General features: G+C 71.0%; 2 protein-coding genes (1 of these 2 only partly in view). Both read left to right on the top strand.

The features are described 5' to 3' along the window. A complete protein-coding gene (locus ACWC5C_RS20890; protein WP_450877278.1) occupies positions 1–375 on the top strand; it encodes a hypothetical protein in 375 nt (124 codons plus the stop codon). After that, positions 376–23,959, top strand: partial view of a lonely Cys domain-containing protein gene (locus tag ACWC5C_RS20895; protein WP_450877280.1) — the start only. Its footprint extends 52,652 nt past the window's final position; the window shows 23,584 of its 76,236 coding nt (coding positions 1–23,584); it begins with the start codon at positions 376–378; its stop codon lies beyond the right edge, outside the window. It abuts the gene before it with no gap.

Here is a 23,959-nt window from a genome sequence, read left to right on the forward strand (position 1 = left end):
GTGAGCGGTTACAACAACTACGAGGCGCGTCCCGCTGATGTGAAGCGTGCCATTGACGGGATGCAAGGGCTGCAGGATGCGCTGAAGAAGATGGCGGCCGATTTTCAGCGCACGGAGCAGGGTGTCGAGGGCTGGAACGGAGAGGAAAGCGACAAAGACGATTTCTTCCGCCAGACCGATCCGCAGTACAGGCGGCAGAACGAGGGCTGCCGCAAGTTTCAGGACAGCCTGCGCGAGTTCGTCGCCGGACTGCAGTCGGCCACCACGGAGAGCCTGCGGAGTATCAACAAGGTCAGCAACGCGGTCCAGGACGAGATCGGCGCGGCCAAGGTGAACGCCGAGAAGTACCGCAGCGGTGGCCACGGGAAGCGCTAGATGTACGACATCGAGTATCCGGACGACGTCAGCACGATGCTGTTCGTCCTCTTCGGCTCCAAGCCCTTGAAGGCGAAGGCACGTCTGGCATGGGAAAGTCGTGACCTCTACACGGATCTCGGTACGTCCATTCTCGACCTGCGCCAGATGATGCTGGCGTCGATCGACGAGGTGAAGAGCGGTCTCCCGCCGAACGTGGCGGACGTCTATGAGCGCTCGTTGTCGCAGTTGGTGAACAGAAACGGCGGCGACGCCCTGCAGCAGTTCGCGACGCAGATGGATCAGTACGGCGCGAATCAGGGCAAATCATCCCTCAAGATCCAGCAATCGCACTTCGACATCATCATGGAAGTCCTCTCCCTGCTGATCGAGTTGGCGATCCTGGTGGCGGTGAGCTGGCTCACCGGTGGGGCGTCGGCTTCGGAGATGATCCTGGCCCGGATGAGGTCCAAGCTGGCGATCATGATGACGATCGATCGCCTCCTGCGGTACCTCGAGTTCTTCCCTTCGCTGTCCGAGGCGCTCGAGGAGGCAATCCAGAGCCTCGCTGCTCAGCTCTTGGTGATGACCATCAACCCCCCCGACCAGCAGCCCGACGGGATCGACTGGAAAGACGTCGGAATCAGTGCGGCGGTCGGCGGGCTGGCCGGTTTCTTCATCGGTCATTTCGGTGCGGTCTCGAACTACCTCAAGAACGCCCTGTCGAAAGTCTTCAAGAATAATTTCGCCAAGGACATCTTCGGCAAGTTCGAGATCCAGTACAGCAACCTGTTCACCAAGAAGAACGTGAACAACGCGGTGTTCGACGTGCCCTCGCACTTCGTGAGCGAGGGATTCGGCGAGACGATCGCCACGGCGATCGTGCTGGGCAAGTGGGACTGGACGTCCCTCGTCGGCTCCGGCCTCAGCGGGGTATCCACTATGTTCATGATGGAGCCCACGGCACAGGGCTCCATGGCCCTGCACGCCAAGACGTTCCCGGACGGGAACGTCTTCACCAAGTACAAGCAGAACACCCTTGACATCCTGAACAAGCGCCTCGGTGAAGAGGCCGGTACGGGCCCCTCGAACCTCGGTGAGAAGAAGAACGTCACGCCCGACCCCACGTCCAGTCCTTCGGCGACCCCGCCCCCTCCGTACAACTCGGAGGTCTCGCCCCCTCCGTACAACCCGGTCCCCGGAGCCGTCAGCACCACCACCGGCAGCAATCCGGAGTCGTCCTTCACGAACACACCGGTGGTCAGCCCGTCGAACATTCCGACCGGTCCGGGCGCCATGGGCGGCTATCCGAAGAGCCTGGACCTCATCAAGGACCCGAACTCCCTCAACACGTCTCCGGAGTTCCAGAACATCGCGTCCGTACTGGACATGCCGGACCCCATGACCACGCCCATCGGCCCGGACCCGCTGAAGACGCCGAACCTGCTGAACAACCCGAGCGCCTTCACCAGCCCGAGCAGCCTGAGCAACCCCGGTGGGCTCAACAACTCCGCCGCGCTGAACACTCCGCCGTCGAACATCCCGACCGTCTCGCGGCAGGACGGGGAGCTCAGCGACTACGGCAACCTCGACGTCAACGAGAACGCCGACGAGAACTCCACGCAAAGCCTCCCGGGCGCTCCGCACAACAACACCGGGTCCCAGAACGGGATGCCGGCCAAGACCCCGGCCCCGAACTCCCTCCAGCAGCACAACCCCACCGGGCAGCAGGACACGCAGGGCGGGCCGCGCGACGACACCACGCCGCGCGCCGACACCACCCCGGGCACCGATAAGAACGCACCGCACCTCGGCGACACCCCGCGCACCCCCGCAAGCGGTGCCCCGGGGGTCCAGCGCCAGGACGACATCGTCCGGGCCCGCACCACGTACGACGACGCGCTCACCACGTACGCCGACGCCCTGCGCACCGTCGATCAGCTCGCCGACGACGTGGCGCCCGGGGCCGCGGACACCACCGTCGCGCTCTCGGACGCCCAGGCCCGTGCCCAGCAGGCGCACGGCCAGCTGGTGGATGCCGCCACCCGGTTGCGCGACCTCGGGGTCCCCCCGCACGCCGCGCACCCGAACGAGCCCGGCCACACCCCGCCCCAGCCCCAGCGCACCGACGCCCAGCGTGAGTGGATCGCGAGCCGGCTCACGGCACAGGACCTGCCGGACGGCTCGGCGGAGGACCTGCTCCAGCTGCACGGCCCGGACGCCACCGTCACCCCGGCCGTGCTGCGCGCGGCGGGCGTCACACCGGGCCCCGAGCACGAAGTGGCGGCGGCGTTCCCCGGCGCGCGGATCCCCGTCAGCGCGCTGGACCCCGTCGACCAGGTACGCCTGCTGATGGCACAGCCCACCCCGTGGCCGACGGTGGTCGACGCCGCGGCGGCCAACGCGTCGCTGCGGATGTGGGACGGGGCGTACGCGGACTTCAAGGGCGCGGCGCCGAACGGCGATCCGCGTCCGGCGGCGACACCGCAGCCCACGACCGCACCGCAAGCCACGACCGCACCGCAGCCGACCGAGGCCGATGCCGACCGGGCCTGGGACAGGGCCGTCGCCCTGGTCCTGCCGTTGGCCTCGGCCCCTGTCCTGGCGGATTCCCGCCACGCCGAGGCCACGTACCGCGACGCGGTACGGCAGATCGCCGACCATCTGCTGAGGCACGGGCTGGACGCGCCGTCGGGCCTCGCGCTCGCCGACACGCTCCGGAAGGACCTCGGCCAGGCCCCCCTCGTCCGTGGTGGCGCCCCGACGGCCACCGAGTCGCAGGCCGTACCCGCCCCGGCCGCCCCGCTCCCGCCGACGCCGACCGCCACCACCTCCACCGACCTCCCGGCCGACCCGGCGCCCGCCCCGGCCGACACCGCCACCGAGACCTCGACAGCCGACCTCGATTCCTACCTGGACCTCGCCCCCGAGACCGCCTCGGTGGCCACGACGCCCGGCGACGACCCCGTGCGCACCGCGAACGGGGTGTGGGCCGGGCCGGGCTTCGACACGTTCGTCACCAACGCTCCGAAGAAGAAGCCGAAGGCCAAGGCCAAGGCGGCCGCGGCTCCGGCCGGGGAGGCCAGCAGCGCCGCCACCGCTCCCACCGCTGGGATGGCTTCGCTTTCGTTGTCGGAGCAGGCTGCTTCGGCGTCGAGTTGGGGTCCCGTCGAGTCGGTGCTGCCGGTGTCGAGCCGGACCAACTTCGCGGAGGGTGCCGAGAAGCTCAGCAACGGCCAGCGGGCCCGGGCCCGGGATTTCGTCGGGCGTTTGGTGACGGCGGGTGAGCGGAATCAGCTGGCGGGTCTTCAGGGTCCGCGTGTGGTGATGACCAGTTTTGACGACAACGGTCAGGTGTCCGCGTCGGGTGCTGCGGGGCGGCGTGCCGCGCTGGTGGCGGACCTGTACCGCAACGGGCTTCAGCGGGAGGGCGCGGCGGGCACGTTCACGGTCGAGCCGTCCGGTCGTGAGCCCGGGGACGACGCCGTGCAGGGCTCCGCCGGACAGGTGGTGGTGGAGTTCGAGCTGCCGTCGGGTACGGCGGCGGTGCAGCGGCTGGACGAGTTGCGCAAGGCGGTTCCGGGGCTGAGCGAGGGGCCGTTCGACCCGGTTCCGCTGGCGCGGAAGATCCTGCACCTGGGCCAGGACGCGCCCGTGGACGCGGCCACCCGCGGCGAGCTGTATGCGCTGGTGGACGAGGCGATGGCCGAGGGGCGGGACAAGAGCCTGGCGTCACTCGGTGCGTTCCACGCTGTCCGTCGGGGCGATGTGTTCTCCGAGCGGACGCTGCTGTTCAATCCCGAGGACGGTTCGGTGGTGGGCCGGACGTTCAAGGGGCAGCAGACGCCGCCGCCCACAGTGAAGGGCCCCGACCAGGCCGGCAGCACCCGTCCGTACATCGTGGAGGCGGACGGTGGACGGGACCACATCATGGTGTCGTGGCCGGACGGTTCGACGCGCCGGATTCCGGGTGACGAGGTCACCGAGCTGCTGGCCATGGACCCGGAACTGGCCCGCCGGGACCCGCAGGCTCTGCTGACGCTGGTGGTGCCGCACGCGGGTGACGGTGGTCTGGAGATGCCGCGGGACATCTCCGCCGGACTCGGGCGGAGGCTGCTGGCGCACAGCGGCATCCCCTTGCTGTCCTACGACCCGAACACGAAGCGGTACCCCGCGCCGGCGGCGGACCTGCGGAAGCAGCAGGGGATACCGCTGGGCAAGTGGATCTCCGTACTCCCCGGCGACCTGGGTCCGGACGGCGCGTGGGCGAGGACGGGGAACGGGTTCATCGTCCTGGCCGACGATTCGAAGCTGATGGACGGGGACGTCAAGAGCGTCACCCTCACCAGGCCCGGGACCAACCGGCCGGGTGGTGGCCGCGCCCTCTTCACCGACGCCGATCTGATCGACCGGGAAGACCTCTTCAACGACTTCCAGGGCGCGCTGTACGTCGATTTCGACCCGGTCCCCGACTCCCATGGGAGCAAGCAGCCGATCAGTGCTCCGCGGGACGTTCCGTGGAAGGGGCGGGACGTCTACCACTTCGTCCTGCACGGTCTCCCGGGCTTCTTCCTCGCAGTGGACGCCACGGCCGACAAGGGGCACGGCGAGGCGAAGGGCACCTCCGGCGAGCAGATCGCCCGCTATCTGAAGCGCCGCCCGAGCGTGCGGGCGCTCCCCAAGGGCACCCCGATCGTGGCGGAGGCATGCTGGGCGAACGCCGCCTTGAGCGGCCCTCTCCTTGCCGTGCACCACGGCGCCGACGCTCCTTTCGTGGCCAACCGGTGGGCGGTCGTCTCTCAGGCGCAGAAGGCGGTCAACGAGCTCGGCGAAGACCACCCGTTGATCGTCCCCAACCGGGTGTACGGCATGATGAAGGTCAGTGCTACGGGCGAGGTCATGCACGGGATCGCTGCCACGTCCCGGGGTGAGCAGGGGGCGTGGTCGGAGCTGCGGGCGGAGCCCGGGCCGGAGGTGCTGGAGCGGCTCGCGCGGGTGGCGTTCGGCATGGCGGATTCCGATCCGGTTTCGGAGACCGAACGGGGCGACACCCTGACGCTGGTGCGCGGCCTGCGCGACGTCTTCGGGCACGAGATCGAGAACGACAGGGACGATCCGGCGGGGGAGTACCAGAAGCTCCTGCGCGGCTTCGGCGTGCTGGACACCATGCGTGGTGTCGATCCGGGGCTGGCCGAGGCGGGTCCGTTCAGCCCGGATCTGCTGGACTTCGTGGTGCGGGCCTACCTCGAACAGCAGGGCACGCCGAAACCGTGGCCGATCCCCTTCGCCGACGCCGCCGAACTCCGGAACACCGTCCGGCAGGTGCTGGACGCGGCACACAGCCGTCTCCAGGGCGCGTCCGGCCTGGTCACCCTGCACGACTTCGTTCCGCTCACCCACCTCGACATGACCGCGAACCTCATGGGGGTCCTCACTCCCAAGGCCGTTGGCGCCCTGGGGCTGCAGTCTCTTCCCGCCGCGGGCGACCCCCGCCGCCCGCTGGTGTTCTGGGCGCTGGCCAAGGCCACGCACGCACTGAAGACCCAACCGGATTCGGACGCCAGGGCCGCCCGGATCCTGCACCTGGACCGTACGCCGCCCGACCTGGGCGCGATGCGGCAAATGGCCCTGCTGGTGATGGCCGGGGCCGCGTTGACCGGCATCGACGTGTACGACCCGGTCGCCCTGGCCGCGTACCACCTCCGGCGCAACGGGCTGCTCTCCCCCGCCAGTGAGATCAAGTCGCCCGCCGACGAGAAGTCGCCCGACGGCAAGCTGGTGGGGCTCAATCTGACCGGCAGGCCCTTCAACGGCCCGCTGGCCACGGACGTGTACCGGGTGTCGCCCGACGGCACGACGACGGGCGGCGAGGACCGCGCCGGGGGTCCGATGTTCGTGCTGATGGTCGACGGCGATCAGGACCACGTCACGGTCCCCTGGCCCGGCGGTACCACCCGCAAGGCGCCGTACGAGGAGGTCGTCGCCTTCGTCGCGCAGGCCCTGCGTACCACCCCGCTCGATGTCCCCATCGCCCTGCTCGGACCGGTCACGGGTCCGGGAGGCGCCCGGATGGCGGACGCTCTGGCTGCCCGGGAGTGGACGGCCAGGAGTGTGCTGAGGCCCAAGCACCCCGCCACGGTGGTGGCGGACAGCAAGGCGAAGCAGAACGTGCTCGTGCTGAGGGGGGATCCGGCGCAGTCGAAGGCGGCGGACGACTGGGGACGTACCGTGCCTCCGGCGCTGACCACGGCACATCCGGCCATGTCGGTCATCTCGCAGGGCGCTCCTTCCGTCGCCGAGGCCACCGGTGCCGTGCGTACCGAGGCCGGGGTGTGGGCCGCGCCGCACTACGACACGTTCGTCACCAACGCCCCGAAGAAGAATCCTTCCGCGGGGGCGCAGAACAAGCATGCCGCGGGCCCGTCCGGGTCGGCCTCTCTCCCGCCGGCGGAGCAGGGGAGGGCCGCGGTACGGCGCCTGGACCAGTTGCGTCAGATGGATCCGAAGCTGAAGGACGGGCCGTTCGACCCGGTTCCGCTGGCGCGGAAGATCCTGCACCTGGCCCCGTCCGTGCCTGTGGACGCGGCGCTGCGTGACGAGCTGTACGCGCTCGTGGACGAGGCGGTGGCCGAGGGCCGGGACAAGAACCTGGCGGCTCTGGGGGCGTTCCACCTCGTAAGGCGCGGAGATGTGCTGTCCGAGCGGACTTTGCTGTTCTCTCCCGAGGACGGTTCGGTGGTGGGCCGGACGTTCAAGGGGCAGAAGACACCGCCGCCTGCCACGCCGGGACCTGACCAGTCCGGCAAGAACAATGCCTACATCGTGGAGGCGGACGGTGGGGCGGACCACATCGTGGTGCCGTGGCCGGACGGTTCGACGCGCCGGGTCCCGGGTGATGAGGTCACGGAACTGCTGGCCATGGACCAGGAGTTGGCCAAGCGGGGCCCGCTGGCCGAGGTGATGCTGGTGGTGCCGCGCGCGGGTGACGGTGGTCTGGAGATGCCGCGGACTATCTCCCGTGGTATCGGGCGGGGGCTGCTGGTGCACAGCGGCGTGCCCGTCATGGTCTACAACCCGAACACGAAGCGGCACGGCGTCATGCCGGTGGACTTGACGCGGACGCAACGGATACCGCTGGGCAAGTGGATCTCCATCAGCCCCGACGATCTGGGTCCGGACGGTGCGTGGGCCGAGACGGGGAACGGGTTCATCGTCCTGACCAACGGTTCGAAGCTGATGGACAGGGACGTCAAGAGCGTCACCCTCACCAGGCCCGGGACCAACCGGTCGGGTGGCCGCGCTCTGTTCACCGACGCAGACCTCATCCCCAGGGACGCAGACATCTCCAGGGAGGATCTGCTCAAGCAGGACCTCCAGAACGCGCGGCACGTTCACTTCGACCCGGTCAACACGGAGCCGTTCGGCCCCGAGTACGACGCGCCGTGGAAAGGACGGGACGCTTACCACGTCGTGCTGCATGGCATCCCGGGCTTCTTCGTCGTGGTGGACGCCAGGGACGACAAGGGGCACGGCGGGACCAAAGTCACCACAGGCGATCAGTTTGGTGGCTATCTGAAGCGCCGCCCGAGCGTGCGGGCGCTCCGCAAGGGAGCTCCGATCGTGCTGGAGGCGTGCTTTGCGAACGCCGCCTCCGACGGGCCTCCTCTCGCCCTGCACGACGGCAGCGAGGCGCCATTCGTGCCCAATCCGTTGACGACCATTTCCGAGGCGCAGAAGGTGGCCAACGCGCTCGGCGAGGACCACCCGCTGATCGTCCCCAACCGGGAGCACGTCTTCGGGTTCAGCGGCGGCCGCTTTATTCAAGGCATTTTGGCCACGACCCGAGGCGTGCCAGGGGCGTGGTCGGAGCTGCGGGCGGAGCCCGGGCCGGAGCGGCTGGAGCGGCTGGCGCGAGTGGCCTACGGCCTGTCGGATTCCGCCCCGGTGTCGGAGGCCGACCGGGACGACACCCTGTTGCTGGTGCGGGCGCTGCGCGAGATCTTCGGCCACGGGATCGAGGACAGCAGGGACGACAAGTCGGGGGAGTACCAGAAGCTCCTGCGCGGGATTGGCGCGCTGGAGACCATGCGCCGTGCCGATACGAAGCTGGCCGAGGCGGGCCCGTTCAGTCTGGATCTGCTGGATTTCGTGGTGCGGGCCCGGCTCGAACAGCAGGGGACGCCGAAGCGGAGGCCGATCCCCTTCACCGACGCCGCCGAGCTCCGGGACGCAGTCCGGAGGGTACTGGGAGACGCACACGGGAAGTTGCAGGGCGCGTCCGGACCCGTCACCCTGCACGACTTCGCGCCGCTCGACGTCCTCGACCGGGCCGTGTCCGTGATGGGGTCGCTCAACCCGCTAGCCCTCGGCATCTTGGATCTGAAGGCCCACCCCGCTCCGGGCGATCCCCTCCGGCACCGGGTGTTCTGGGCGGTCGTCAAGGCCGGGCCGGCCCTGATGGACCACCCGGACCCGAACGCCCTGGCTACCAGGATCCTGCATCTGGGGGCCGTACCGCCAGACACGAACGGGATGCGGGTGATGGCCCTGTGGGTGATGGTGGAGGCAGCGCTGACCGGAGTCGACGTGTACGACCCGGTCGCCGTGTCCGCGCACTACCTCAAGCGCATGGTGCTCCGCTCCCCGGCCGCTCAGATCTACTCGCCCGCCGGCGAGCTGGTGGGGCTCAATCTGACCGGCAGGCCCTTCAACGGCCCGCTGGCCACGGACGTGTACCGGGTGTCGCCCGACGGCACGACGACGGGCGGCGAGGACCGCGCCGGGGGTCCGATGTTCGTGCTGATGGTCGACGGCGATCAGGACCACGTCACGGTCCCCTGGCCCGGCGGTACCACCCGCAAGGCGCCGTACGAGGAGATCGTCGCGTTCCTCGCGGAGGTCCTGCGTACCACCAAACTCTCCACTCCCATCGTTCTGCTCGGACCGGTCACGGGTCCGGGAGGCGACCGGATGGCGGACGCTCTGGCCGCCCGGGAGGGGACGGCCAGGAGAGTGCTGACGCCCAAGCACCCCGCCACGGTGGTGGCGGACAGCAAGGCGAAGCAGAAGCGGCACGTGATCGTGCTGAGGGGGGATCCGGCGCAGTCGAAGCCGCTGGACGACTGGGCACCTACCGTGCCTCCGGCGCTGACCACGGCGCGTCCGGCCATGGCGGTCATCTCGCAGGGCGCTCCTTCCGTCGCCGGGGTGCTGTCGGACACTGACTCCGGCCACGACAGCACGTCGGACACCGAATCGGCCGACCGCGGCAGGCCGGCGCCGGGCGGCCCCCTCAGCCTGGCCAACTCCGCTCCCGGGGCACAGATGCCCGGTGTGGGACAGGAGTTCTCGCTGCCGGTGCACACCGCGCCGGTGACCGGTCCGGCGTCCGGTCCCACGCCCGCGCCGGTGACCACGATCCGGTTCGAGCCGGGTTCCACCAGCCTGTCCGAGGACGACCGGGACGAGATCTCGGAGCTGGCGTACGAGGTCGCCGCGGCCGGTATCCGGAACCAGCACGCGCGGCTGCCGATGCCCGCCGGTGTGATCACCGGCTACGGCGAGGGTTCGGCAGACCAGGCGACGGGGATGGGCGAGGACCGCGCCGAGACGGTGCTCGACGAGTTCATGCACCAGCTCAACCAGGCGCTGGACGAGCTCCAGGCGGGCGTGCCGGCGGCGAACCGGCTCACCGTCCAGCACTTCGACTTCGTGGACCGCGTCCGCGGCCGCGACGTCGGGCGTCACCCCGCGCCTGGCAACGCGAGCCGGGAGGAGCTGCGGCGGCAGACCACGATCGAGGTCGTCTCGCCCGCGGCACTGCTGGACACGCTGCGCCGCAAGGACCCCGCGCTGCGGAACGGCCCGTACGACGCGGACGCGCTGGCGCGGAAGATCTTGCACCTGCCGGAGAACACCCCGGTGGACGACGCGACGCGCGGGCAGCTGTACGGCCTGGTCGTCAAGGCCCACCGGCGCGGCCGGGCGACCAGCCTGGCGGCGCTGGGCGCGTACCACGCCGCCCGCCAGGGCCTGTTCGACGCGCGCCACCGCTTCGTGGCGCCCGGCTCCCAGGGACAGAATCCGCGGTTCACCGGCGTCGACTGGCTGGGGCTGGCCAACAAGGAGCTGTCCACCGCCCGGATCAGGACGACCAGGATCCCGGAGGACGGGGACCCGGTGCGGGACGCGGTGGACGCCCCGTGGCGGGGGAGCACCCCGTACGTCATCGCCGCGGCAGGTGCCCACGACAAGGTCACCGTGCCGTGGCCGGACGGCACGACCCGGGACCTGGACATCGACGAGTTCGTCGAGTTGATGGCGTACGACCCGGAGCTGGCGAAGCTCCCGGAGGACACGCCGGTCGTGTTCGCCATCCCGCACGCCGGCGACCGGGACGTGGCTGCGCCGCGCAAGTTCGCCGCGCGCTTCGACCACCTCGTGGCGGCCCACAGCGGTGCGGTGACGGTCGAGCCGGGCGACGACGGGCGGCCCGCCATCGCCCTGACCTTCCGGGAGGGGCTCCCGGAGGGCGACTGGAGCGTCACCGACACCGACATGGCGCCCGAGCCGGACGAGAACGTTCCGGACTGGTACCGCAAGGTGGTGTCCTCGCCCGCGATCGACCACCGCAGCGGCAAGCAGACCGGGCGTTCCTCGTTCTCGCCCAGCGACCTGGCCACCCGTGAAGAGGCCATCCGGCGTGCCCACCGGATCAACAAGTTCGTCCACCACAACCTCGTCACGGGGGCCACCTCCGAGAAGATCCGCGCACAGCGGAAGGTCAAGCCGGGCGCGAAGATCCGCTCGTTCGTCATGCACGGAGGCCCCGGCTACGTCACCTTCCAGCTGGAAGACGGGGAAACGCACCGCGCCGAGGGACGGGAGGGGCCGCGCTGGCTCAAGCGGCGCAAGAGCTTCGCGGACCTGGGCAAGGACGACTGGCTGAACCTGCCGATCTGCTGGAGCGGCAGCGGCGCGGACCGCGCTCTGCCGTCCCTGGGCCACCACTCGTCGGCCGCCCCCGACGCCTTCGTACCCGATCCGCTCGACAACCCTCCCGTCGGACAGCTCTTCTCGAACGAGCTCGGCGTCAAGGTGAGCGCCTCCACCCGCCTGGCAGGGCTGGGGCATTACGCCGCCGAATGGGTCCGGATGCTGTTCAGCGACGCACAGGGGAACCTGTCGTCGGAGGTGGACTTCTTCCCGGAGCCCGACGACGGGGAAATGGCGCTCCGGGCGCGGGCGGCCGGATTCCACAACGAGCCGGGGGAGCCGTCCCCGGCCGCGCTGAAGCGCACGCTGCGCCTGGTACGGGCGCTGAAGCTCAGGCTCGGCAACGAGGTCGACGACGACGCCCACGTGGCGGACGACCCCGAGTACGCCACGCTGCTGCGCGGCGCGGCGGCGCTGGACCACATGTGGCGCGCCGATCCGCGGGCCGCCGGCACGAAGCTCTTCACCCTCGACCTGTTCGACCGGATCGTCGCGGCCCGGCCGGAAGGCGGGCCGGACCCGGACGAGGCGGCGTACCACGTGGTGCTCACCGCGGCGGCGGCCGTCACTCCGGGCACGCCGCTGAGCGACTTCGTGACGCTGCCCGCGTCGGTGGACCGGGCCGCCGACGGAGCCACCCGGCGGAACATGGCGGACGCCGCAGTGGAGGCGGGGCTGTCCGGGCGGGACCAGGTGGGGGAGGCCGAGCTCGCGCGGATGTTCTGGGCGCGGGTCAAGGCCCAGGAGGCGCTGCCCGAGCCCGGCCCGGAGTTCGACGCGCTGACGGCCCGCGCGCTGCACCTGGCTCCGGCCGAGGTGGACGACGAGTGGCGCGACAGCCTCCGGTCCCTGGCCATCGTCGCGTACGCCGTGGGCCGTGACGCGTCCGACCCCGTGGCACTGGCCGCGTACGACCTGGAGAACGAGGGCTCCTTCTCGGCCGACACCGAGATACGTCTCCGGGACGGCGCGAAGATGACGGCGGGCCGGGACTACTCGCCCAGGCACAAGACCGCGCTCATCGACCCGACCCGGGTCGTGACTCCCGACGGGTTCGTGACACCGGAGTGGGAGACCGCGAAGACCACGCCGTACGTGGTGCGCGCGGCACTGGACCCCAAGGACCCGGCCCACTACATCTGGCTGTACTACGACGGGCTGAAGCGGCGCGTCCCGGTCGAGGACTTCATCGAAACCCTGGCCAACGACCGGGCGTTGCTCAGGCTCGGGCTGGACACTCCGGTCGTGCTGGCCATCTCGGAGCTCGACCGGCTGGCCCCCGACCTGGCGGAGAGGGCCGCCAAGCGGATCGGCAGGGTCGTCTACTCGACCACGCACCCCCTCGGGCTGTCCCAGCCCGATCCGCAGCGGCCGCCGCTCCTCCGGCTGAAGCCCGTGCCGTACCTCGAGGCAGCGCCGACGGCCAGGAGCTTCACGGCCAAGTACCCGGCCGGCGAGGCGCCACCGGCGAGTCCCATATCGCCGATGCCCGCGGCGGCCGGCAGTGCGGAGGCCCTTCCGCGGCCGGACGCCATGCCGCCCGCACCCGACGCCGACTCCGACTCCGTCGCCGACACGGACAGCGTCACCGGCAGCGACACGGCCCGCGATACCGACATCGAGTCCGTCTTCGACTCGGCCGAGGGCCTCGACTCCGATACCGACAGCGTCACCGACATCGAGTCCGTCTTCGACTCGGCCCACGGCCTCGACTCCGAGACCGCGTCGTTCTTCGGCCTCGACGAGGTGCCGCCGGCCAAGCCGGAACCTCAGCGGCGGACCCTGAAGCGGTCGGTGACCCGGTCGTCGTCCAGGCAGGCGATGCCCGGACTGGGCGGCCAGATCACCCTGCCGATCCACACCGCGCCGGTCACGAGCCAGGTCGTCGCTCCCGTCACCACCGCGCCGCGGACGACGCCGGTGCCCTTCGCGCCGAAGTCCGCGGCGGTGTCCCAGAGCGCCGGGAGGACGCTCGAACGGCTGGCCCACCAGGTGGCCCAGGACGCCCTGGCCAACCGCGACCTGAGGATCCCGCCGGCCTCCGTCATCCTCACCGGGTACGGCGAGGGCACGGAGGTGCAGGCGAACGCGGAAGCCGACGCGCGCGCGGAAGCCGCGCTCGACGAGTTCACGGAGGCCCTGGACCTCGCGCTCCGGCGCCTTCAGGCCAACGCCCCCGCGGGAACGACCCTCCTGAAGGCCGACGACTTCCGCGTCGAATGGCGCGGCCACGGCCGCTACGTCGGACAGCCCGCCCCGACGGGCACGAACCTGGCGGCGCTGCGCCGCCAGGTGACGGTCGACGTCGTCCCGCCGCAGACGCTGCTCAACGACCTGCGCCAGGCCGACCCCGACCTGCGGCACGGGCCGCTGAACGTGGACGACATGGCCCGCAGCCTCCTCCACCTCCCCGCGGACGCCACCGTGGACGCCGATGTCCGCGACCAGCTCTTTGACCTGGTGACCTCCGCGTACCTGGACGACTGGGCGGACAGCCTGGGCGCGCTCGGCGCGTACCACGTCGCCCAGCAGGGTGTGCTCTCCCACCGGCGGGACCGCTACTTCGAGGTGGGCGGCCAGCGCCTCCCGGGGCTCAACTGGGGTGCGGAGAAGGTCCGTTCGCTGCGCACCAGCAAGGTCTCGGTGCAGCGGAGGCGTTCGAACGGCAGCCTCACGGTGATCGATTGGCTGGACGCCCCCTGGAAGGGCACGTCACGGCCCTACATCGTGGAGGCCAAGGGCGGCCACGACCGCGTGACCGTGCCGTGGCCGGACGGTACGACCCGGGACCTGACCATCGACGAGTTCGTCGAACTGGTCGCGCGCGACCTGGAACGGACCGGCTTGGCCCCGGACGCTCCGATCGTGCTGGCCATTCCCCGCGCCGGTGACCGCGGGCTGGACCTGCCGCGGCTGCTGGCGGAGCGGACAGGCCGGACAGTGTGGGCGCACAGCGCCAACGCCGCGCTCGCCGAAATCGGTTCGGGCCTGTACGCCGTCGGCGCGATCCACGAGAAGGGCGCCATCAAGGGGGACTGGATCCCCAGCGAACCCGGTCTGGCCCCCGACCGGACCGCGGACGCCCCGTCCTGGTGGCGCAAGGTCGTCACCCGGACCCTCATGGGCGCGCGGACGCAGCGGCAGACCGGCCGTTCCGCCCTGCCGGAACGTGACGTCCTTCATGAGGACACGGAGGACATTCAGCGTCATCTCGACATGGTGACGCACTACATCCAGGTGAACGAGATCACGGGCAAGCCCGTGTCGGGGAAGATTCCGCTGCCGTCCTCGGGCATGTCCTACAACTGGGACGGACACGCCTACCCGGGCTCCATGGGCTTCCCGCTGGCGGACAGCGGAATGCACATTCTCCCCGGCCAGGAGGGGGCGCGATACCTCGCGCACCGCAAGAGCGTGCGGAATCTCGCCAAGGACGCCTGGATCCGGCTGCTCTCCTGCTGGAGCGGCTCCCCCCTCGACCGCGCAGTTCCGGGCACCGCCTACGCCCGCGACGGCTTCCCCGGGGCACTGCACTCGCTGTCCGGCGTCTATGTTCCCGATCCGCTCGAGGATGTGGCCGTCGGGCAGCATGTCGCGAACGAGACCCGGCACAAGGTCAGCGCCTTCCTCGGGGCGGCCTCGGTGGCCTTCTACGATGGCGAGTACGTCCTGTTCTCGTACGCCGACCCCCAGGGGCGGCCGCGGCCCGTCGTGGAGTTCTTCCCGGAGCCGGACGCGGCGGAGCTGGACCGGCGGGCGCGGGCGATCGGGTACCACACGGGTCCGGAGCCGGTGTCGGAGGAGGCCGGTGAGGCGACGCTGCGGCTGGTGCGGGCGCTGCGGCTGACGCTCGGGAACGAGATCGACGACGACGTACGGATCGACCAGGACCCGGAGTACGCGGAGCTGCTGCGCGGGGCCGCCGCGCTGGACCGGATGTGGCAGGCCGACCCGCGGTTCCAGGGCGCGGGCCGGTTCACGCTGGACTTCTTCCAGCGGGTCGTCGCGGCGACGCTTCCCGATGGCGCGGAGGCGCGCCAGGACGACTACCGGAACGTGCTGATCGCGGCGGCGGGCAACCCTCCGGGGACGAAGCTGGACGACTTCGTGACGCTGCACACGTCGCTGGACCGTGCCGCCCGCTGGCTCACGACCGAGGACGTCGTCGACGCCGCCGTCGAGACGCTCCTCCTCGACGGGCCCGACGAGGTGGGCGACGCCGAGCGGTCCCGGATGTTCTGGGCGCGGGTCAAGATGCTGGAGGCGTGGAGCGAGTCCGGTATCGACCGGCTCGCCGCTCAGCTCCTGGCACTGCCCTCCACCGCCGACGTGAGGACACCGCACCGCAACTTCACCCGCGAGCTGATCATGGCGGCGTACGCGGTCGGGATCGACGGATCCGACCCGGACGCGATGGTCGCGTATTACCTCGACCTCAAGGGCGCCCTGTCGGACGCCACCGCCCTGCACCTGCTCAACGCTCCGGACGTGGTGTCCGGGCGCCACCTCCGGGCCGGGGCCGGGGACCCGTTCCCGATCCTGTCGAAGATCTGGACCTCCACGGGGCTGAAGGACTCGCCGTGGACGGGGACGGACGCGCTGGGCCGCATCCAGGGGCGTCCCCATGTGGTGCGGGCCTCGCTGGACCCGAAGACCCCCGGCCGGGTGCTTGTCACCTTCAGGTCCGTCACCAGGAGCCTGACGCCGGAGCAGTTCATCGAGCTGCTGGCCCGGGACGAAGCGCTGCTCAGCCAGAAGCTCACGGTTCCGGTCCTGCTGGACATCCCGGAACTCGACCGCCACCTTCCCGGGCTGGCGCCGGCACTGGCCCAGCGGCTCGGTCGGCGGATCTGGTCGACGGCCGCCGTCCCGAGCCAGATCAGGGGCAAGGGCGCCGTGCACACGATACTGACCCTGAGCCCGCCCGCCGGGGACACCACGGGCCGGACCGCCCTGGAATGGCGCGCCACGGACCCCGTCGATCCGCAGAACCCGGAGACCTCACCCCTCCCGGTGCCGTCCCCCGTCCGCCGGTCCACCGCGCAGGCGACATCGGCGGCGGGTCGGTCGTTCGCGGTGCGGTTCGATCCGGGTTCGGCCATGTTGTCCGAGGACGATGTGGCGGACCTCGAGGATCTGGCGGGTGAGGTGGCGCCGTCGGTGCTGGCGGAGTTGCGGGCCGGGCGGGTGCCGTCGTTCGTGGTGACCGGGTTCGGTGAGGGTCCGGCGGATCAGGCGCGGGGGTTGAGGCAGGAGCGGGCCGAGACGGTTCTGGAGTGGTTCCAGGAGCACTTGGGCGACGCGCTGATGCGGCTCCAGACGGATGACCCGCAGGTGGACCGGTACAGGCTGGACGGGGTCCGGTTCACCGCCCGCAGCCGTGGCGCGGGCCTGGGGTCCGGCGACTTGAACGCGCTGCCGCCGACGACCATCGAACTCGCCACGCCGGTGGAGACGTTGACGGCTGCGAAGCTGTTCGACGAGCCGGATCTGTTCGACTCCGACCCCGACTCCGACCCCGACTCCGACTCCGTCTTCGACTCGGTCCCCGACCCCGGATCCGACACCGAGCCCGACAGCGACACCGAGTCGACCGCCGACTCCGACGCCGGTACCGATGCCGACTCCGTCTTCGACTCGGTTTCGGAATCCGGCTCCGACACCGAGCCAGACTCCGACTCCGACTCCGAGTCGTCCGTCGACCCCGCCGACGTGCCGGTCGCCAAGCCGCAAACAGAGATACAACCGCAGCCCGAGCGCGGGCCGGTGGCCCGGTCCGCGGCCGGGCAGTCGATGCCCGGACTGGGCAGCCAGGCATGGCAGTCGGTGCATACCGCGCCGGTCTCGAATCAGCCCAGCCCGTCCGGCTCCTCCCCGATACGGCGGATATCGGTGTCCTTCGCCCCGAAGGCCACCGACCTGTCCCAGGACGCCGAGAAGAGCCTGGAGCAGCTGGCCTCCACGGTGGCCCAGGACGGCCTGGACAACCGTGACCGCGGCCTTCCGCCGTCCTTCGTGGTCCTCACCGGATACGGCGAGGGCCCGGACGCGGACGCCGAGGGCGAGGCGCGTGCGAGGAACGCGTATGTCCAGTTCCTGACGAGCCTGGACAACGAACTGGCCGGTCTCCAGCAGCACCTTGCCCCGGACGATCGGCTCACGGCCCAGGACTTCATTATCCAATGGGATGGTCTCGGCCAGGATGTCGGGCACGCCACGGGCCCGGATGCGGAGGCGATGCGTCGCCAGGTGACGGTCGAGGTCGTGTCGCCGCTGAAGCTGCTGACGGACCTGGGCAAGGCCGATCCCCAAGTGCGGGATGGGCTGCGGCACGGGCTGCTGAACGAGGACGATCTGGTCCGCCGTATCCTCCACCGCGACCTCCTCACATTTGTGGACCTGGGCGAACGTGAACGTGCCGCCGCTCTGATCTCCGACGCGTATCAGGACGGCTGGGCGGGCAGTCTGGGGTCGCTGGGTGCGTACCACGCTTTCGTGAAGGGGCTGATCTCCAGCAAGCGGGACCGTTACTTCACGGTGGGTGGCCAGCGCGTCGGGGGTCTGAACTGGGGCCGGGAGAAGGTCGTCGCGCTGGAGACCACTGGGGTCGACATCCTGCGGGAGCGCCCCGGTGGCGGGTTCGACAAGGTCGGCGGGGGCGACGCCCCGTGGAGGAAGGGCCGGCCTCCGTATACCGTGGTGGCGGAGGGCGGCCACGACCACGTCACGGCGAGGTGGCCGGACGGTAGCGAACGCGAACTGACTGTCGACGAGTTCGTCGAGTTGGTCGCGGTCGACCTGGAGCGGACCGGAGCGCCCGCGGACACTGAGATCGTGCTGGCCATTCCCCATGGCGGTGACCGGGGGCTCGACCTGCCGCAGAAGCTGGCGGACCGGACCGGCATGACGGTGTGGTCGCACAGCGGACGCGCCACGATTCACAAGACCGGGCCGCAGACGTACGGCATCGGCGTGGTCCACCGGGACGGGGCCATCGAGGGCGACTGGATCCCGAGCCGGCCCGGTAAGGCTCCCAACGGGGCCGCGGACGTTCCGAGCTGGTGGCGCAGGGTGGTCAACCGGACCCTGGTCAGTGCGAAGACGGGGCGGCGGATCGGCCGCACCGCGCTTCGCCCCGAGGAGGTCGCCGAGAAGGAGCTGGAAGAGCACCAGCGTCATCTCGACGCGATGACGCACTACGTCCACGAAAACATCGCTGTGGGGCACTTCGTCTCCGGGAAGCTCCCGCTGCCGGAGCGGGGTAAGCCGGGAACGAGGAGGTACTTCTTCGACGCACACGGCCTGCCCGGCTACATCGTGTTCACGCTGGACGACGGCGAGACGCGCAAGGTCCCGAACGGAGAGGCGGCGCGGTACATCGCGCGCCGCAGGAGCGTGCAGGAGCTCGGCAAGGACGACTGGATCGAGCTGGTGCTCTGTTACGCCGGTTCGCCCAGGGACGGTGGGGGCGAGTTCTTCCCAGGCTCCTTCGTTTCCGACCCGCTCGCCGATGTCGCCATCGGGCAGCATGTCGCGAACGAGAGTCGGCACAAGGTCAACGGCACCGTCCTCGAAGACGCCACGACGTTCCACGACGGCGAATACATGCGGTCCATGAGGACCGACCCCCAGGGGCGGCGGGGGTCGTATGAGCAGTTCTTCCCGGAGCCGGATGTCGAGGAGCTGGACCGGAGGGCGCGGGAGATCGGGTACCTCACGGGCCCGGGGCCGGTCTCCGATGAGGCAGATGAGGCAAGGGTGGCGACGCTGCGGCTGGTGCGGGCGCTGCGGCTGACGCTGGGCAAGGAGATCGACGACGACGTCCGGATCGAGCAGAACTCGGACTACGCGGAGCTGCTGCGGGGGGCCGCCGCGCTGGACCGGATGTGGCGACTCGACTCGCGGTTCGTGGACGCGGGCCGGTTCACGTTGGACTTCTTCGAGCGGGTCGTCGCGGCGACGCTGCCCGCGGGCACACAGACGCGGCAGGGCGACTACCGGGACGTGCTCAAGCGGGCGGCTGCTGCCCCCGTCGGTACGAGGCTCGTCGACTTCGTGACGCTGCCCTCGTCACTGGACGACGCGGCCAACTGGTTCAACGCCGTGGACATCGACCAAGAGGCCGTCGACGCACTGCTCCTGGACCGCCCCGCTGACGTGCTTCTGCGCGACTGGTCCCGGATGTTCTGGGCGCGGGTCAAGACGCTGGAGGCGTGGCCCGCGCCCGCCCTCGACAGGCTCACGGCTCACCTGCTCGACCTGCCCTCGGCCGCGCAGGTGACCGACGCTCAGCGGGACGACATCCGGAAGCTCGTCACGACGGCGTTCGCCCGCGGACTCGACGGAACCGACGAGGACGTGCTGACCGCGTTCTTCGCCGTGACAGACGGTGCTCTGTCGGGCACCACCGCCCTGCACCTGTCCGGCGCTTCGACGTTGGTGGTCGGACGGGACCTCGGGAAGTCGTACAACGGCACGGTCCCGGACCTGTCGAAGGTCCAGAGCCCCTCGGGGCCGGTGGACGCTCCGTGGGCGGGGAAGGACGCGAAGAACAAGGTCAAGCCGACTCCATACACGGTGCACGCCAAGGTGGACCCGAACGCCCCGGGCCGGGTGCTCGTCACCTACGAATCCGCCGACGGCTCCACCGTCACCAGGAGCATGTCGGCCGAGGAGTTCGCCGAACTGCTGGCCCACGACGAGGACGTGCTACCCGCGAACCTGAGGGTTCCGATCCTGCTGGACATCCAGGGACTCGTCGCTCATGCCCCCGACCTGGCCGGGGTCGTGGCCCAGCGGCTCGGCCGGCGGATGTGGGTGGTCGGGGAGCCGGACCCCACGGACCCCGTCGACCCGCAGAACCCGGAACCCGCCCCCCTCCCGGTGCACCCCCGGGTCCCGCGTTCCGCCTCGAAGGAGGTGTCGGCTCCGGCGGCGGGGCCGGGGCTCACGGTGCGGTTCGAGTCGGGTTCGGCCATGTTGTCCGAGGATGATGTGGCGGATCTTGAGGACCTGGCGGGTGAGTTGGCGCCGTCGTTGCTGGCGGATTGGCGTGCGGGGCGGCCGTTGCGGTCGTTTGTGGTCACCGGGTTCGGGGAGGGGCCTCAGGCGCGGGAGTTGGGGCGGGAGCGGGCCGAGGCGGTTCTGGAGTGGTTCCAGGACCACTTGGACGATGCGCTGATGCGGCTCCAGACGGATTACCCGTGGGTGGACCGGCTCACCGCGGAGGCGTTCCGGTTCACCGCCCGCAGCCGTGGTGGGGGCGTGGAGTCCGGCACGGATCCGGAGGCGCTGCTGCGGGCGACCATCGAACTCACCACGCCGATCGAGCCGGAGCCGGAGCCGGAGACCGAGTCGGGCCTCTTCGACTCCGGGAGCGATTCCGACACCGACGTCAGCTCCATCTTCGACCCCGCATCCGACTCCGGCTCCGACACCGAGCCCGACAGCGACAGCGACACCGAGTCGGCCGGCAAGCCAGAACCGGAACCCTCGGCCCCGTCGGCCGACACCCCGGTGAAGCGCCCGGCGCCCCGCGGCGCCACGCTCCCCGCCCCGGTCCTGTCCCCGGTCCTGTCCGCGGACCAGATCGAGGAGTTCGCCGCCCGGCTCGACTCGGACCAGGTGCACAAGGTGCCGGTCGGCGATTGGCCGTCCGTCCCCGCCCTCTCGGCGCCGTCCGCCGCCCCGGCATCATCCGCCGCCCCGTCCGTGCTGCCGCCGTCAACCGGGGTGGCGTTCAACGGGCAGTCCGCCGCACTACCCCCGGCGGAGGCGGCGGCCGTCGAGCGGCTGGCGTTCGACACGGCGGCGGTCGCTCTGCGGCACCAGCGCGCCGGGCTGCCCAAGCCCTCCGTCACCATCGTCGGCGACGGAGTGGGCCTACAGCTCGCCAAGGCGCGGACCGACGCCGTCGCCGCGCTGTTCCGGCACCACCTCGACCGCGCGCTGACCATGCTCGGCGCGCCCGCCGAGGGCGTGTCCGCGGACGACATCGGCCTCACCGTCGTCCCGGGCGGCCAGACGTCCCAGGGGGCGGTCTCCGCCTCGGTGACGATCGAGATCAGCACTCACCAGCTGTCGGCGGCGGTGCTGCGCCTGGACGAGCTGCGGGAGGCCGACCCCGCCCTGAACGGCACCCCGTTCAACGCGGAGGCCCTGGCCGAGCGGGTGACGGGCCTGGCCGCCGGCACGCCGCTCACCAGGCAGCAGCGCGAGGCCATGTACGGGGTGGTCGACGCGGCGGTGGAGGACGGCCGGGCCGGCAGCCTGGCGGAGTTGGCCGCGTACTACGCCGAGAAGGAGGCCGCCCTCTACACCGCCCGCCGCTTCACGACGACCGACGGCACCCTGCTCCCAGGCCTGAACTGGACGAACCTGCCGGACAAGCCGCTGCACACCGAGGCCATCGGTGTCGTGGAGGAGCAGTCGGACGGGTCCCCCAAGGTCGTCGGCTTGCAGACCCCGCCGTGGGCGGCGGGCTCCGGCCTGTATCTGCTGGCCGTCAAGGGTGGCTCGCGGGTGACGTCCCCGTGGCCGGACGGCGCGTACCGGCGCAAGGACGTCGAGCGGTTCGTGGAGCGGGTGCTGAAGGACCCGGCGCTGGCCGCGCTCCCGCCGGACGCGCCGATCGTGCTGGCCGTCCCGTACGCGGGCGACGGCGAGCAGTACCTGGCGCGGCTGCTGGCGGAGTGGACGGGCCGCGTCGTCTGGGCGCACAGCGGTGACCTGCGGCTGGCGGCCACGCCGGACGGCACCGGCCTGGCCCTCGCGCTCTTCCGGGAGGCCGGACTCCCGGTGGGCGCCTGGTTCCCCGTTCCGCCCGGCCTGCTGCCCGACACCGACACCGACGGCGAGCCGGACTGGTACGAGAACGTGATCTCCTCGCCCCTGGCCAGCATGGTGACGGGCCTCCAGTTCGGCCGCGCCTCCTTCCATCCCGATGAGATGGCCTCGCGGGAGGAGGCGTACCGCAATCTCGACCAGGTGACGAAGTACGTGCACCTGAACTTCGCCGCCGGTGTCCACTCCGAGACGTTCACTCTGGAACCGGCCGCGCGGGGACAGCTGAAGGCGTTCTTCGCCGCCCACGGCGGGGCGGGCATCACCTCCTTCGCCACCAAGGACGGGGACTTCCACCGGGCGCGGGAGGACGAGGGCGCCAAGTGGCTGAAGAGGCGCAAGAGCTTCAGCCGTCTGCTGCGGACGAAGGACGACTGGCTGGCCCTGCTGACATGCCGGGCGGCCTCCCCACGGGACAGCGCGCTGCCGCCCCGTGGCGGTTACGGGCGGAACAACCCGGGCGCCTTCGTGCCCAACCCGCTCCGGGACATCCCCCAGGGCCAGCACTACGCCAACGAGATGCGGCACAAGGTCAGCGCCGCCTCCGTCAGGTCCGGTGTCGTGCTCCTGAACGGCGAGTACGTCCGCGCCCTGGTGACCGACCCGCAGGGGCGCTGGGGGTCGTACGCGGAGTTCTTCCCGGAGCCGGAGACCGACGAGCTGGATCGCCGGGCCCGCGCCATCGGGCTGCACAGCGGCCCGGACCCGGTGTCCCCGGAGGCGCGGCTGCGCACGCTGGATTTGGTGCGCGCGCTGAAGCTGACGCTCGGCAACGAGATCGATGACGACGTCCGTATCGAGCGGAACCCGGCCTACGCGGAACTGCTGCGCGGGGCCGCCGCGCTGGACCGGATGTGGCGGGAGGACCCCCGGTTCGCGCAGGCGGGCCCGTTCACCCTGGATCTCTTCCGGCGGATCGTCTCCGCGAAGCTGCCCGCGGGGCAGCTCGCGCCGCGCCGGCGCGACTACCTTGCGGTGCTCGACGAGGCGCTCGGCAGCGTCCCGGGGACGAAGCTGAGCGACTTCGTGACCCTCCCGGCCGCCCTGGACCACGCCGCCACCTGGCTGTCCGGCGCCGGCGCGGCCCAGGAGACCGCCGCTCTCCTCCAGCTGTCCGGCCCGGACGAGGTGGGCGAGGACGAGCGGTCGCGGATGTTCTGGGCGCGGGTCAAGGCGCACCAGGCGCTGGAGACGTTCAACGCCGCAGACCTGGACGCGTACACCGTCCGGGTGCTGCACCTGGACCCGTCCGAGGTGGACGACGCGCGGCGGGACGAGGCGTGGACCCTGACCGCCCACGCCTACGCTGTCGGCCGCGACGGGGGCGTCACGGACGAGGTGGCCGCCTACCACCTGGAGATCGACCCGGCCATGCCCCAGGCCACCCGGATCCCGCCGGACAAGCCCGGCGGCCTGGCCGCCGGACGGAACGTGCTGGGCCCCTCGGCGGGCACCCTCCTGGATCTGTCGAGGATCCAGACCCCCGCCTTCGAGGTGCTCCCGAAGTGGGCCGGGCGGAACCAGCGCGGTGTGGAGAAGCCGCGGCCGTACGTGATCCGCGCCGAAGTGGACCGCAACGACCCGAGCCACTTCTTCGTCACCTACGCCGGGGTGACACGGCGCGTGCCGGCCGGGGAGCTCGTCGAACTGGTCGCCCACGACCCGGAGCTGCTGGCCCACGACTCGGGCGTCCCGGTCTTCCTGGGCATCTCCGAGCTGGACCGCTACGCCCCCGATCTGGCCCCCGACCTGGCACAGCGCATCGGCC

The sequence above is a fragment of the Streptomyces sp. NPDC001700 genome (assembly GCF_053596435.1).